Genomic DNA, 14,522 nt, shown 5'->3' on the forward strand with positions numbered 1-14,522 from the left:
ACAAGCTGGTGGTGATGCATGGGCTCGAGACATCGGAGCGGCCTGACGACCTGCTGGAGGAATGCTGGCGGGTGCTGGGCCCGGGCGGGAGGGCCTTGTTCATCGTGCCCAATCGCGGCGGGTTCTGGGCGCGCCGGGACATCACGCCCTTCGGTTACGGGCGCCCCTATTCGCCGGGCCAGTTGGAGACCCAGCTGCGCCGTCACCAGTTCCTGCCCGAACGCCAGATGGGCGCGCTTTATCAGATGCCGTCACAGGGGCGGGTCTGGATGAAATCCGCGGGGCTCTTCGAGCGGATCGGGCGGCATGTGCCCACAATGATGGCCGGGGGCGCCTTCATGGTGGAGGCGACGAAAATCGTCCATCCGCCCAAGGGCAAGGTCCAGCGCAGCACCGCGAGCCGCGCGCTTGGCGTGCTGGAGGGTATGGCGGAGCCCAATGCCAAACCCGTGGGCGCCCGATTTGCACCTGAGCGCCGGTGAGAGGCGTCCGGTCGGGGGCCAGCCCCCGGACCCCCGAAGTATTTTCGATCATGAGAAGGGGTAAAAGCCCGGGCAGGGGGATTCGCACCGGCGGCGGCCCCGGGCCTCCCTGTCAATCTGTCGCACCCCCGCAGAGCGCGTGGAGAAAGGCGCTATCCACATCTCTTGCGCCACTATACTGTGTTGCGGGGTGGGGAACGGTCTGCTACATCGCCCCTGATTTAGACGTCTTGGATGATTTCAAGCCGCGCCAACTTGCTGGTGACGCGAAGGTTTCGCATATCCGGCTCTGACGTATGAGAGGATGGACGTGTCCGAACCCGCTTCGATCTCGACCGGTATCGCCCAACGATATGCGAGCGCCGTTTACGATCTGGCCCGCGAGGCCGACAAGGTCAGCGCCATTGAAAGTGATCTCGATGCGCTGGAAGCCGCGATCGCCGACAGTGACGATTTCCGCAGCCTGATCCATTCGCCGATCTATTCGCGCGAAGAGCAGACAAAGGCCGTCACGGCGCTGGCAGGCAAGATGGGCCTGAGCGACATCATGTCGAATACGCTGGCCCTGCTGGCCCAGAAGCGCCGCCTCTTCGTGCTGCCGCAGCTGATCCAGTCGCTGCGCGAAACGATCGCCGCCGAAAAGGGCGAGATGACAGCAGAAGTCACCAGCGCCAAGGCGCTGACCAAGACACAGTCCGAAAAGCTCGTGAAGTCCCTCAAGGCCAGCACCGGCAAGGAAGTGAAACTGAAAACGACCGTCGATGAATCGCTCATCGGCGGTCTCGTCGTAAAAGTGGGCTCGAAGATGATCGACACCTCGATCAAGGCCAAGCTCAATTCCCTCCAGAATGCAATGAAAGAGGTCGGATAAATGGGTATCCAAGCAGCAGAGATTTCTGCGATCCTGAAGGACCAGATCAAGAACTTCGGTCAGGAAGCCGAAGTTGCCGAAGTGGGCCGGGTTCTCTCCGTCGGTGACGGTATCGCCCGCGTCTATGGTCTGGACAACGTTCAGGCCGGGGAGATGGTCGAGTTTCCCGGTGGTATTCAGGGCATGGCCCTGAACCTCGAATCCGACAACGTCGGTGTCGTGATCTTCGGCTCCGACCGTGACATCAAGGAAGGCGATACGGTCAAGCGCACGAACTCCATCGTGAGCGTTCCGATCGGTGACGAACTGCTGGGCCGCGTTGTCGACGGTCTGGGTAACCCCATTGACGGCAAGGGCCCGATCAACGCCAGCAAGACCGGCGTGGCCGATGTGAAGGCGCCGGGCATCATTCCGCGTAAATCCGTGCATGAGCCCATGGCGACCGGCCTCAAGGCCGTCGATTCCATGATCCCGATCGGCCGCGGCCAGCGGGAACTGATCATCGGCGACCGTCAGACCGGCAAGACCGCCGTGGCGCTGGACGCGATCCTGAACCAGAAGTCCTATAACGACGAGGCGGGCGACGACGAGAGCAAGAAGCTCTACTGCGTCTACGTCGCCATCGGCCAGAAGCGTTCCACCGTGGCGCAGCTGGTGAAGAAGCTGGAAGAAACCGGTGCGATGGAGTATTCCATCGTGGTCGCCGCCACCGCGTCCGAGCCTGCACCCATGCAGTTCCTCGCACCCTATTCCGCGACCGCCATGGCCGAACATTTCCGTGACAACGGGCGCCACGCGCTGATCGTTTACGATGATCTGTCCAAACAGGCCGTGTCCTATCGTCAGATGTCGCTGCTGCTGCGCCGCCCGCCCGGCCGCGAAGCCTATCCGGGCGACGTTTTCTATCTCCACTCCCGCCTGCTGGAGCGGTCGGCCAAGCTGGGCGACGATGCCGGTAACGGGTCGCTGACGGCGCTGCCGATCATCGAAACCCAGGGCGGTGACGTGTCGGCCTTTATTCCGACGAACGTGATCTCCATCACCGACGGTCAGATCTTCCTCGAGACGGAATTGTTCTACCAGGGTATCCGCCCTGCCGTGAACACCGGTCTGTCGGTTTCGCGTGTGGGCTCCTCCGCCCAGACCAAGGCAATGTCCTCCGTGGCGGGCCCGGTGAAGCTTTCTCTGGCCCAGTACCGCGAGATGGCGGCCTTCGCCCAGTTCGGTTCCGACCTCGACGCCGCGACACAGCGTCTGCTGAACCGCGGTGCGCGTCTGACCGAGCTGATGAAGCAGCCGCAGTATTCGCCGCTGACCAACGCCGAGATCGTCGTTGTCATCTTCGCGGGCACGAACGGGTATCTCGACAAGGTCGATGTCTCCGACGTGGGCCGTTTCGAAGCGGGCCTGCTGAACCACATGCGGTCGAAGCACAAGGACGTGCTGGACTGGATCACCAACGAAGATCCGAAGATCAAGGATGACGCCGCCGACAAACTGCGCGCCGCTATCGATCCGTACGCCGCTGACTTCGCTTAAGGAGAGATAAGCCAATGGCAAATCTCAAGGACCTTAAAAACAGGATCTCGTCGGTCAAATCGACCCGCAAGATCACCAAGGCCATGCAAATGGTTGCCGCGGCGAAGCTTCGCCGCGCGCAGGACGCTGCCGAGCAGTCGCGCCCCTACACCGAGCGGTTCAATGCCGTGATGTCGGGGCTGGCCGCTTCGGTCGGCGGTTCGGATTCCGCGCCCAAGCTTCTGTCGGGCACCGGCAGCGACAAGGTGCAGCTTCTGGTCGTCATGACATCCGAACGTGGGCTGTGCGGCGGTTTCAATACCAACATTGTCAAACTCGCAAAGACGCGGGCCCGTGCAATTCTGGCCGAAGGGAAGGAACTCAAGATCCTGACCGTCGGCAAGAAGGGCCGCGACCAGCTCAAGCGTGATTTCGGCAAATACCTCGTCGGTCACGTCGACCTGAGCGATGTGAAGCGGTTGGGATATGCCGATGCACAGAATATCGCAAAGGACGTTCTGTCGCGTTTCGATGAAGGCGTATTCGATGTCGCGACGATCTTCTACGCGAAGTTCGTGAACGTCGTCAGCCAGGTTCCGACAGCCCAGCAGATCATTCCCGCGGCTTTCGGAGCCGAGGAAGACGAAAGCGGGCCTTCGACCCTGTTTGACTACGAACCCTCGGAAGAGGCGATCCTGGCCGATCTTCTGCCGCGTGGCGTCGCCACTGCGATCTTCAGCGCTCTGCTGGAAAACGCGGCATCGGAGCAGGGCGCGCGCATGTCCGCGATGGACAACGCGACCCGCAACGCCGGCGAGATGATCGAAGACCTGACCATCGAATACAACCGTTCGCGTCAGGCTGTCATCACCAACGAGCTGATCGAAATCATTTCCGGCGCGGAAGCGCTGTAGACAAAACCGGAGAAACGACATGGCACAAGCAGTCGGAAAAATCACCCAGGTCATCGGCGCCGTCGTCGATGTGCAGTTCGAGGATCACCTGCCCGAGATTCTGAACGCTCTGACAACCGAAAACCAGGGCAAGAACCTGATCCTGGAGGTCGCGCAGCACCTCGGCGAGAACACCGTTCGCGCCATCGCGATGGATGCGACAGAAGGTCTGGTGCGCGGTCAGCGCGTGGAAGACACCGGTGCCCCTATTCAGGTGCCGGTCGGCAAGGCCACGCTGGGCCGCATCATGAACGTGACCGGCGAGCCGGTGGATGAAAAAGGCCCGGTCGACGCGACGGAAACCCGTGCCATCCACGGCGATGCGCCCGCGTTCGAAGAGCAGTCCACCGCGACCGAAATCCTGACCACCGGTATCAAGGTCATCGACCTGCTGGCCCCCTACACCAAGGGCGGCAAGATCGGCCTCTTCGGTGGTGCCGGGGTGGGCAAGACCGTTCTGATCATGGAACTGATCAACAACATCGCCAAGGTGCACTCCGGTGTGTCGGTCTTCGCCGGTGTGGGCGAGCGGACGCGGGAAGGGAACGATCTTTACCACGAGATGATCGAATCCGGCGTTATCGTGCCCGACAACCTGACGGAATCGAAGATTTCGCTGGTCTACGGCCAGATGAACGAGCCTCCGGGTGCGCGTATGCGCGTGGCCCTGTCCGGTCTGACGCTGGCCGAACAGTTCCGTGACGAATCCGGTTCTGACGTTCTGTTCTTCGTGGACAACATCTTCCGCTTTACCCAGGCGGGTTCCGAGGTGTCGGCCCTGCTGGGTCGTATCCCCTCTGCCGTGGGTTATCAGCCGACGCTGGCGACCGACATGGGCGCGATGCAGGAACGCATCTCCTCCACCCGGTCCGGTTCGATCACTTCCGTTCAGGCCGTCTACGTGCCCGCGGACGACCTTACTGACCCGGCGCCCGCGACCTCCTTTGCGCACCTCGACGCGACGACCGTTCTGGACCGTGCGATTTCCGAAAAGGGCATCTACCCGGCTGTGGACCCGCTGGGTTCCACGTCGCGCCTGCTTGACCCGCTGATCATCGGCGAAGAGCATTACAAGGTCGCGACGGACGTTCAGCAGGTGCTTCAGCGCTACAAGTCGCTGCAGGACATCATCGCCATTCTCGGCATGGACGAACTCAGCGAAGAAGACAAACTGGCCGTGGCCCGCGCCCGCAAGATCGAGCGTTTCCTCAGCCAGCCCTTCGACGTTGCGAAGGTCTTTACCGGGTCTGACGGTGTTCAGGTGCCGCTGGAAGACACGATTGCTTCGTTCAAGGCCGTTGTTGCCGGTGAATATGACCACCTGCCCGAAGGCGCCTTCTACATGGTCGGCGGCATCGACGAAGTGAAAGCGAAAGCGGAAAAAATGGCGGCTGACGCCGCCTGAGGGAGCCTGAGCAATGGCAGACACGATGCAATTCGACCTGGTCTCGCCGGAGCGGCGGCTCGCCTCTATGCAGGTGGAGACGGTGCAGATACCGGGCGCGGACGGGGATATGACGGCGATGGCAAACCATTCGCCGACCATCACCACCTTGCGGCCCGGTATCCTGAAGGTCGAAGGGCCGGAGGGATCGGCGGACTTCGTCGTAACGGGCGGTTTCGCGGAAATCAGCGACCGGGGCGTTTCGGTTCTGGCCGAACGTGCCGTTCCCCGGGGCGACATGACCCAGGAACAGCTCGACAGCATGATGGACGAAGCCCAGCAGGACTACACGCGGGCGAAGGAAAACTTCGTGAACGAACCGGGCCCCGTCGATGACGCGGCCAAACTGCTGGCCGACATGGTCGCAGTCGGGGATGAGATCGGATTGTCCTCGAAACAACCGAGTCTTTGAAGTCACGGAACAATTTGTTCGAAAGGCCCCGCCCCGGCGGGGCCTTTCCTCATTCCGGGGGAGGCGTTAACTGTTTTTGAGAACATGTTGCGAAGCGAACGCGGATCACGATGAACAGACTGAAAGGCCACACCGTCGGCGTCGATAGCGGGGACGTCGTTCTCTTTACCGATTATGAGAACGGCGGCGACATGTGGACAGGCCGGGGCCAGCGCGAACGCCGCCGGCGCATTCGCTTTTCGGAGTCCTATCAGGAAGCGCCCACCGTGCAGCTTTCGCTGTCACTCTGGGACGTGGACGCAACCACCGTCATGCGGGCCGACCTCGCGGCCGAAGCAGTCACCAAAAGCGGTTTCGACATGGTGTTCCGCACATGGGGCGATACGCGCGTAGCACGGGTGCGCGTTGCATGGACTGCGATCGGGGCACTTCCAGACGATGATCAGTGGGATGTTGGCTGACGCGCGCCGCGTTAGGGGCCGGGATCACTCGGCCTTGTACATTCCGTCGTAGATCGGGCCGAGCGTATCGGCTTCGAACAGCGATGACACCGACGTGCCGTTCCAGATGTTCAGGATGGCCTGCGCGAAAATCGGTGCGGTCGGCACAATGCGGATGTTCTGGGCGTTCTTGACGGCATCGGTCGGCGCGATGCTGTCGGTCAGCACCAGCGATTTCATCACCGAATTGCTGACCCGTTCGACCGCGGGGCCGGACATGACGCCGTGGCTGATGTAGGAGTGGACCTCCTTCGCGCCGTTTTCCAGCAACACTTCGGCAGCCTTGCAGAGCGTGCCGGCGGTATCGCAGATGTCATCCACGATGAGGCAAATCTTGCCTTTCACGTCCCCGATAACGGTCATTTCGGCCACTTCGCCGGGCTTTTCGCGCCGTTTGTCGACGATGGCGAGGGGGGAGTTGATGCGTTTTGCCAGTTCGCGCGCGCGGGCCACGCCGCCCACGTCGGGGGAAACGACCATCAGTTCGCTCATGCGGTCCTTGAAGGTATGTTTGATGTCCAGCGCAAACACCGGCGAGGCATAGAGGTTATCGACTGGGATGTCGAAGAACCCCTGAATCTGGGCCGCGTGCAGATCCATCGTCAGCACCCGCTCGACGCCGGTGCCCACCAGCATGTTGGCCACCAGCTTGGCGGTTATGGGGGTGCGTGCCTTGGTGCGGCGGTCCTGCCGGGCATAGCCGAAATAGGGCAGCACTGCCGTGACCCGGGCGGCGGATGACCGGCGCAGGGCATCGGCCATGATGAGCAGTTCCATCAGGTTGTCGTTGGCCGGGTTCGAGGTCGACTGGATGATATACATGTCCTCGCCGCGCACGTTCTCGAAAACCTCGACAAAGATTTCGCCGTCGTTGAACCGTTCGACCCGCGCATCGACCAGACCCACGTTCATACCGCGATGCAGGGACATCCTCCGGGCGATGGCTTTTGCCAGTGGCATGTTTGAGTTTCCGGCAATCAGCTTCGGCTCGGACGTATGGGGCATGCGGTCTCCGGGGAGGGGATTGTGACAGATTCGCGACGTTGACACCGCTTATCACGGCCTTACCGTGCCGCAAAGCTGCCGTACCCCCCAAGGAGATCCAAATGCCCAGCATCGACTATTTTTTCGCGACCCTGTCACCCTATTGCTATCTGGCGGGGGATCGGCTGGAGAAGATCGCCGCCAAGCATGACGCCCAGATCAACTACAAACCTTTCGACCTGATCGCGGCCTTCGGCCGGACCGGCGGGACGCCTCCGAAGGACAGGCATCCGAGCCGGCAGGAATACCGCGCGCAGGAGCTGACCCGTCAGGCGAAGAAGCTGGACATGCCCTTCAACCTGAAACCGGCCCACTGGCCGACCAATGGTGCCCCCTCGGCCTATGCCTTCATCGCCGCGCAGAACGCCGGTGATGGCGATCTGGGTCAGCTGGCCCGCGCGATTTTCCGCAGCGTCTGGGCAGAGGAGAAAGACATTGCCGAGGATGACGTCGTGCGCGATTGCCTGAAAGAGGCGGGCTTTGACCCGGCGCTTGCCGACAGTGGGCTGCTGGAGGGTGCCGAGACATATGCCGCCAATCTGGAAGAAGCGGTAGAGCGCGGCGTGTTCGGTGCGCCGTTCTATATCGTCGGCGAACAAAGGTTCTGGGGGCAGGACCGGCTGGAGGATCTGGATCTGCATCTCGCGGGAAAGCTTTGATCCCCCATACCCATACCCGCCGGTTCGGAGAAGGCCCGCGGCAGGCACTGGCGATCCATTGTTCGCTCGCCCATTCGGGCGCCTGGCGCGGGGTGGGGGAGGCGCTGTACGACAGCGCCACCCTGCTGGCCTACGATCTGCCGATGCATGGCCGTTCCGGCGGCTGGAACGGCGAGGGGAACATACACGACATCGCGACCGATATGGCCCGGGCCCTGCTGAGCGCGCCGATGGACCTGATCGGCCATTCCTTCGGCGCGACGGTGGCCCTGCGCCTTGCCATCGAAAACCCCGAATTGGTGCGCAGCGTCACAATGATAGAACCCGTCTATTTCGCCGCCGTGCTGGAGGACGAACCGGACCGCGTTCAGAAATACTATGAATACACCGCGCGTTTCGACAAGGCGCTGGCAGCGGGCGATCCGATGGAAGCCACACGCATGTTCAACCGCGGCTGGGGGGACGGCACCAAATGGGACCTGATCCCGCAGGCCACGCGGGACTACATGGCCGAAAGGATTCATTTCGTCCCGGCGAGCACGCCGTTTCTGGGCGAGGATTCCGCCGGTCTGCTGAAACCCGGCATGTTCGAGCGTGCCTCCATGCCCGCCCTGCTGCTCGAAGGGGACGCGTCACCCGACATGAGCTACGCCATCAACAAGTCCCTCGAACGCCGCTTGCCCGATGCGCGCCGCGAACGCATCGCCGGGGCCGGGCATATGGCGCCGCTGACCCACCCGCGCGAAGTCGCGCAGGCGATCCGGGGCCTATTCGAAGTGTCCTAGGAAGCTGTCGATCGCATCGCGTGACAGCGACCAATCACAGACCAGCCGGGCGCCCAGCATCGCGTCTTCGTCATTGCCTTCCAGTTTCGCATCCCACAGGTAATAGCGCGCGCCCGCTTCGTGCAGCTTGCGATGCACCCGGCGCGGGAAGCGCGCGAAGACCATGTTGGCTTGCGGCTCGTGCAGGAACTTGGCGCCCGCCACGCGCAGGCCTTGGGCCAGATAGGCCGCGTTGTCATTGGCCGCCCGGGCATTGTCGATCCACAGATCGCCCTGAAGATAGCCGGCCATCTGGGCAGAGAGGAAACGATGCTTGGAAAACAGATGCGCGCCCCGCTTGCGTCGCAACTCGAACTCCCACGCCTTGGAGGGATCGAAGAAGATCACCGCCTCCACCCCCATGCAGCCGTTCTTTGTGCCGCCGAAACTGACGACATCGACACCGGCTTTCCATGTCATTTCCGCTGGTGAACAGTTCAGCGCCACCATGGCATTGGCGAACCGCGCGCCGTCCAGATGAACGGGGAGGTCGTAATCCTTTGCCACCGCCGTCAGCGCGCGCAGGTTTTCCAGTGAATGAACCGACCCGCGTTCGGTGACCTGCGTGATGGAGACGGGGCCGCGCTGTGCGGAATGCACATCGCCCGGATCATGGGGCGCGATGGCGGCGCGCAGTGCTTCGGGCGTCATCACGTCATCCGTAGGGATCACCTTCAGCTTGGCGCCGCCCGCGAAAAACTCCGGCGCATTGCATTCGTCTTCGTGGATATGCGCCACTTCGGAGCAGAAGATCGTTTGCCAGGGCTGGCAATAGGTCGCCAGCGCCAGCGCGTTGGCCGCCGTGCCGGTGGCCACCAGGTAAACAGCAGCCTCCGGTGCCTCGAAAGCGGTGCGGATCGCGTCACGCACCTCGTCCATGATCGGGTCCTTGCCGTAGGGTATGGCGTAGCCGTCGTTCGCGCGAACCACCCGGTCGAGGATCTGCGGATGAACAGGCCCGGCGTTGTCGGAGGCAAAAAACATCAGGACGGCTCCTCGATCAGATGGTCTTCCCATTCTTCGAATGGGGTGTCGAATTCGGACACGGTCGAATGCTGCACGGAAATGCCCGCCTCGTGCACGCTGTCGGCGCGGCCGGAAATCAGCGGGTGCCAGTCATAAAGGGGGCGGCCTTCCCACAGCAAGCGATAGGCGCAGGTGCGGGGCATCCAATAGGCGTGTTCATCAAGGTTATCGGGGCGCAGCACGATACAGTCCGGGACGAACTGGTGACGATTTTCGTAATGGGCGCAGCGGCAGGTGGCATCGTCCAGCAGGCGGCAGGCAACGCTGGTTAGGGCGACCTCTCCGCTGTCCTCGTCCTCCAGCTTGTTCAGGCAGCATTTGCCGCAGCCATCGCAAAGCGCCTCCCACTCCCGCGCGGTCATCTTGTTCAGGGGCGTGGTTTCCCAGTACCGGGGGCGCAGACCCTTGCGGGGGATCGGATCGCTCATCGGGCCGCCACTATGCGCCGGGCCTCGGCGCTGTCGGCATCCATCTGGGCGATCAAGGCATCGAGACTGTCGAACTTCTCTTCCGGGCGGAGGTGCTCGACCAGCGCCACCGACAGATGCGCGCCGTAAAGATCCCCGGTGAAATCGAAGAGAAAGGTTTCGATGTTGGGCCGGTTCTCTCCGAACATCGGGCGCACGCCAAGGCTGGCGACCCCGGTGTAGCTTCCCGCATGCGGCCCCTCCAAGACGTCGACCAGCACGGCATAGACGCCAAAGGCCGGCGGGTGCAGTCCCTCGATCGACATGTTGGCGGTGGGGTATCCCAGTTCGCGGCCCCGTTGTTCGCCGCCGATCACGGGTCCTTCGATCCGGTGCCAATGGTCCAGCATGGCGGCGGCATCGCGCGGGCGGCCTTCGCTCAGTGCCTTGCGGATGGCGGTGGAGGAAACCGTTTGCGTATCCCGCGCCATGAGCGGTGCGATGGTGACGCCAAAGCCGAAATCCGCACCGAACCGCACAAGGTCATCCGCAGTGCCGCTGCGCCCCTTGCCGAAGCAGAAATCCGCGCCCACAACCACATGGCGCAGACCAAGGCCCCGATGCAGAACGTCGCGCGCGAAGGCTTCGGGGCTCAGCGAGGCCAGCGCCTTGTTGAAGGGCAGTTCGTAAAGTCGTGAGACACCGAGTTTTTCCAGCCGGTGGGCGCGTGCCTCCGGGCCCATCAGGCGAAAGGGCGGGGCGTCGGGGGCGAAATATTCCCTTGGATGCGGCTCGAAGGTGACAACGCCCAGTGGCGCATCCGGGCAGGCGCTGCGCGCGATGTCTATGACCGAACGGTGGCCCGTGTGCACGCCGTCGAAATTGCCGATCGCGGCGCTGGCACCCCGATCCTGCGGTTCGACATATCTGTAATCTCGCACGATACGCATGGGATGTGCGTAGCCCCGGCAACCGGCGAGGGCAAGAGCGGGCGGCGGCCCGGCGGGCCGTGCCGGCCCGGCTTCAGTCGAACTTGCGTGAGGGGGCCAGAACGGTGGCTTCGCCCACCAGCACCTTCTTGCCGTCGACGGTGCACTGGCAGTCCATCTTCACCCGGCGCTTGCCGAATTCGATATCCGTCACGGTTACTTCCGCGCGCACCATGTCGCCGGGGCGCACGGGCCCCAGAAACTTGAGCGACTGGCCAAGGTAGACCGTACCATGGCCCGGAAGCTGCTCGCCGATCACGGCAGAGACGAGTCCGGCGGTCAGCATGCCATGTGCGATGCGCCCTTCGAAGATCGTGTCGCGGGCGTAGTCGTCATCCAGATGCACCGGGTTGCGGTCGGTCGAGACGGCGGCGAACATCTCGATATCCTCGTCGGTCACCACCTTCTGCAGATATCGCGTCATCCCGATTTCGATGTCTTCGATACAGATCGTTCCGCGCGGCAGGTTATCCAACATGATTCGCCCTCAAACAATAAAATGGCGTCCCGTATCCCGGGATGGCAACTTTATTGCTTTGCAACTGCAGAAAATCAAGTCTTAATCACCCTAGCGGAGGTGTCCTATGGTATAGGTCGGCGCGGCTTGGTGCTCCTCCAAATAGGCGCGGAGGGCCGCCGGGTCGGGTGTACCACGGGTTTTTGTCTCCGCCGCCGCCAGCCCGCCGGAGATGAAGAGCGAATCGATATCCTCCCCCGCGGCACCGGCCACATCTGTCAGGATCCCGTCCCCCACGGCGAGGATGCGGCTGTCAGGGATATCAACGCCAAGTGCCGCCAGCCTGCGCCGGGCCAGATCGTAGATGGGCGGGTGCGGCTTACCGAAATAGAGGCTTTCGCCGCCCATCTCGGTATAAAGAGCGGCCAGCGCGCCGGCGCACCATTCACGTTCCTCGCCCCGGTCCACCACGATATCGGGGTTGGCGCAAAGCAGCTTGAGCCCGCGCTGCTTTGCCAGCAGGAACTCGGGCCGCATGACCGAAGGATCGGCCTTCGGATCCGCGGGGCCGGTGCAGACGATGCCTTCGGCCTCGTCCAGCGGAACGCGCTCGACCTCTACCGGATTTTCAAGAATTTCGAGCGGCTGAAAGAACCGGTCGTCGCGGCCGTCTCCGATATACCAGACCTTTTTGCCCACCGCGCCCTGGAACATGGCAGAGCGCGCCGAATCGCCCGAGGTGGCGATACTGTCCCACGCGTCTTCGGGCACGCCGAAATGACCCAGCTGTCGCGTCACTCCGGCGCGCGGGCGCGGCGAATTGGTGACCAGAACCACCTTGCCGCCCCGCGACCGATAGGCCTGCAGTGCAGAGACGGCATCGGGCAGGGCGCGCACACCGTCATGCACGCAGCCCCAGAGATCGACGAACATCGCGTCGTATTGATCGGATACTTCGTCCAGCCGGTCGATGATCTGTGTCATGCGCTCTCCTTTTCGTTGGGGGACGCATAGGCCATCCCCGCGCGAGAGGGAACAGGGCCGCTAATCCCGGTTACCGGGAATCGGGCGGTTACGGGTCCAGTCGAAGCTGCCTGCATCACGCTCTTCCACCGCGCGTTTCCACCCTTCAGACTCCGCACGCGCCTTGAAGTTCAGCCCCTCGGGCGAATGGCGCGTAATGCCATCGAACACGGTTGCAAGTCTTTGGGTCTGGTTGATCGTGGCCTCGATGGTCTGGTTGATGACCATCTTCTGCATGGCAAGCTGGTTGATCGGCACGCTTGCCATCCGGCCCGCCAATGCTTCCACTTCGGCATCGAGATCGGCGGCGGGCACGGATTTCAGCACCAGCCCCATTTCGGCGGCTTCGACGCCGGTGATCTTGTCACCCGTCAGCAGCATCCGCTTGGCCTTTTCCAGACCCAGCCGATAGGTCCACATCGCCGTCGTCGGGCACCCCCAGACGCGCGTGGGCATGTACCCGATACGTGCATCATCCGCCATGATCACAAGATCGCAGCAGAGCGCGATATCGCTGCCGCCCGCCACCGCATGGCCATGGACCTTGCAGACGACCGGTTTGTGGGCCCGGAACAGCGACATGAAATGCTGCGTGTTCGCCCACATGAACTGGTAGTCCTGCATCGGGTCCCATGGCATCGACTGGGTCATCGCGTTGGTGGGGTCGGCGGCGTAGTGGGCCAGATCGTAGCCCGCGCAGAAGGCTTCGCCCGCGCCGGACAGGATCATCACGTGAACCTCCGGGTCGGCGTCCGCCTCGGCCACGGCGGCAGCCAGTTCGCCCGGCAGGTCGTCATTGATGGCGTTTAGCACCTCGGGCCGGTTCAGCGTGATCCGCGCGATACGTCCCGTGGTTTCGTAAAGGATTGTCGACATGAAAAAGGCTCCCCGGCGTCTGCGGGGAGCCTATGCACCGTTCTGCGATTCGTCCAAGGACGGGCGGCGCTTACAGCTTGAGGTTGGGGATGATCTGCTTCTTGCGGCTCATGATCCCGGGCAGGACGACCGTGTCACCCTCCACCCGTGCCTCAAAGCTGCGCTCGGCGATCCGGCGGACCGTATCGTTGGGCACCAGCAGCGTCGCCTCTTCCTTCAGGATGTCCACGACGAAAAGCAGCACCTCTGCCGCGCCGTCTTCTTCGGCCACCTTCGGCATGGCCTGCATCAGCGCATCCTTGCGCTCCAGCAGCGGCTGGGGGGAGGTCGTCTCCAGCACGGAAACGCGCAGTGCCGTCCCGTCGAGATCGAATTCCTTGCTGTCCATCCGCAGCAGCTCGGCCTCGGAAAAGGCGGACACATCCGATTTCGCGGCGAACATCTCGTCCGCGTAGCTGTCGATGTCCACACCGAGGTCCTGCGCCAGCGCCTCCGCGATCGCGCGGTCTTCCTGCGTGGTGGTGGGGCTGCGGAACGCGAGCGTGTCCGACAGGATGCACGACAGCGCTGCACCCTTGACCCCGCGGGGGGCCTGCGCCCAGTCCTTGCCGATCATCTTGTACATGATGGTGGCGGTGCAGGCGAGCGGCTGGATGTTGATCTCGATCGGGCCGCGGGTTTCCAGACCGGCCACCAACCGGTGATGATCGATGATGCCGGTGATGTCCGCATCGTTGATATTGCCCGGCAGTTCGGCAGGGTTGTTGGTGTCCACGATGACGACGGGCGTATCCGCCGCGAGGTCGGTCAGGATCTCGGGCTTGTCCAGAGCCCAGTGGTCCAGCACGAAGAGCGCTTCGGTATTGGGTTCACCGAGCAACATGGGTTTTGCATCCACGCCTTTGATCTCATTGAGATACCAAGCCCAGACGATCGGGCTGCCGGTGCTGTCTGTGTCGGGCGCCTTATGGCCGAATACGAGCGTTGTCATGCGGTGTTCCTAAAGAAGGGTTGTTCGGTTTCGCGGCCTTATAGTC

The 14,522-nt window shown here is 62.7% G+C and carries 16 protein-coding genes and 1 pseudogene; 9 read left to right on the forward strand and 8 right to left on the reverse strand.

Annotated features, from left to right (window positions below; translation table 11 throughout):
• The 7 genes and pseudogenes from A3728_RS03520 to A3728_RS03550 all read left to right on the forward strand — a co-directional run.
• Window positions 1–482, forward strand: a pseudogene (locus A3728_RS03520) (hypothetical protein); the annotation flags it as partial.
• A gap of 310 nt (window positions 483–792) precedes the next feature.
• Complete coding sequence (locus A3728_RS03525; protein WP_201722231.1) at window positions 793–1,353, forward strand: F0F1 ATP synthase subunit delta; 561 nt, start codon at window positions 793–795, stop codon at window positions 1,351–1,353.
• Window positions 1,354–2,892, forward strand: a complete 1,539-nt coding sequence (atpA, locus tag A3728_RS03530) for a F0F1 ATP synthase subunit alpha (protein WP_067920316.1) — start codon at window positions 1,354–1,356, stop codon at window positions 2,890–2,892.
• A 14-nt stretch (window positions 2,893–2,906) separates the two neighbouring features.
• Window positions 2,907–3,785 carry a F0F1 ATP synthase subunit gamma gene (locus A3728_RS03535; protein ID WP_067920318.1) on the forward strand — a complete coding sequence of 293 codons (879 nt, stop codon included), beginning with the start codon at window positions 2,907–2,909 and terminating at the stop codon, window positions 3,783–3,785.
• Window positions 3,786–3,804: 19 nt separating this feature from the next.
• On the forward strand, window positions 3,805–5,229 hold the full coding sequence (atpD, locus tag A3728_RS03540; protein ID WP_067920320.1) for a F0F1 ATP synthase subunit beta: 1,425 nt from the start codon (window positions 3,805–3,807) through the stop codon (window positions 5,227–5,229).
• 13 nt (window positions 5,230–5,242) lie between these two features.
• On the forward strand, window positions 5,243–5,680 hold the full coding sequence (locus A3728_RS03545; protein WP_067920322.1) for a F0F1 ATP synthase subunit epsilon: 438 nt from the start codon (window positions 5,243–5,245) through the stop codon (window positions 5,678–5,680).
• 110 nt (window positions 5,681–5,790) lie between these two features.
• Window positions 5,791–6,141: an H-type lectin domain-containing protein gene (locus tag A3728_RS03550; RefSeq protein WP_067920324.1), complete on the forward strand. Its 351-nt coding sequence runs from the start codon at window positions 5,791–5,793 to the stop codon at window positions 6,139–6,141.
• Between the two features lie 24 nt (window positions 6,142–6,165).
• Here A3728_RS03550 and A3728_RS03555 read toward each other — a convergent pair whose 3' ends face one another.
• Window positions 6,166–7,185: a ribose-phosphate pyrophosphokinase gene (locus A3728_RS03555; protein ID WP_067920326.1), complete on the reverse strand. Its 1,020-nt coding sequence runs from the start codon at window positions 7,183–7,185 to the stop codon at window positions 6,166–6,168.
• Between the two features lie 101 nt (window positions 7,186–7,286).
• Here A3728_RS03555 and A3728_RS03560 point away from each other — a divergent pair, with 101 nt between their 5' ends.
• Entirely contained in the window at window positions 7,287–7,883 is a 597-nt protein-coding gene (locus A3728_RS03560) for a 2-hydroxychromene-2-carboxylate isomerase (RefSeq protein WP_067920328.1), read from the forward strand.
• Window positions 7,880–8,668, forward strand: coding sequence for an alpha/beta fold hydrolase (locus A3728_RS03565; RefSeq protein WP_067920330.1), 789 nt, complete (start codon window positions 7,880–7,882; stop codon window positions 8,666–8,668). The genes A3728_RS03560 and A3728_RS03565 overlap by 4 nt, the downstream gene beginning before the upstream one ends.
• On the opposite strand, the gene A3728_RS03570 is transcribed toward A3728_RS03565, so the two are convergent.
• From A3728_RS03570 to A3728_RS03600, 7 genes are all read right to left on the reverse strand, one after another.
• Complete coding sequence (locus A3728_RS03570) at window positions 8,651–9,691, reverse strand: threonine aldolase family protein (protein ID WP_067920332.1); 1,041 nt, start codon at window positions 9,689–9,691, stop codon at window positions 8,651–8,653. The two genes, A3728_RS03565 and A3728_RS03570, sit on opposite strands and share 18 nt — an antisense overlap.
• Window positions 9,691–10,161 (reverse strand): YcgN family cysteine cluster protein, encoded by a 471-nt coding sequence (locus A3728_RS03575; protein ID WP_067920334.1) that lies wholly within the window; start codon window positions 10,159–10,161, stop codon window positions 9,691–9,693. The genes A3728_RS03570 and A3728_RS03575 overlap by 1 nt, the downstream gene beginning before the upstream one ends.
• A complete protein-coding gene (locus A3728_RS03580; RefSeq protein WP_067920336.1) occupies window positions 10,158–11,090 on the reverse strand; it encodes a bifunctional riboflavin kinase/FAD synthetase in 933 nt (310 codons plus the stop codon). Before A3728_RS03580 ends, A3728_RS03575 begins: the two co-directional genes overlap by 4 nt.
• A 73-nt stretch (window positions 11,091–11,163) precedes the next feature.
• On the reverse strand, window positions 11,164–11,607 hold the full coding sequence (locus A3728_RS03585; protein WP_067920338.1) for a MaoC family dehydratase: 444 nt from the start codon (window positions 11,605–11,607) through the stop codon (window positions 11,164–11,166).
• Window positions 11,608–11,697: 90 nt separating this feature from the next.
• On the reverse strand, window positions 11,698–12,570 hold the full coding sequence (locus tag A3728_RS03590; RefSeq protein ID WP_067920340.1) for a TIGR01459 family HAD-type hydrolase: 873 nt from the start codon (window positions 12,568–12,570) through the stop codon (window positions 11,698–11,700).
• Window positions 12,571–12,630: 60 nt separating this feature from the next.
• The gene (locus A3728_RS03595; RefSeq protein WP_067920342.1) at window positions 12,631–13,485 is read right to left on the reverse strand and encodes a crotonase/enoyl-CoA hydratase family protein; all 855 of its coding nucleotides are present in this window, start codon (window positions 13,483–13,485) and stop codon (window positions 12,631–12,633) included.
• Between the two features lie 70 nt (window positions 13,486–13,555).
• The gene (locus A3728_RS03600; protein WP_067920344.1) at window positions 13,556–14,476 is read right to left on the reverse strand and encodes a manganese-dependent inorganic pyrophosphatase; all 921 of its coding nucleotides are present in this window, start codon (window positions 14,474–14,476) and stop codon (window positions 13,556–13,558) included.
• Window positions 14,477–14,522 lie beyond the last annotated feature (46 nt).

The organism is Sulfitobacter sp. HI0040 (assembly GCF_001634885.1).
Lineage (GTDB): Bacteria > Pseudomonadota > Alphaproteobacteria > Rhodobacterales > Rhodobacteraceae > Sulfitobacter.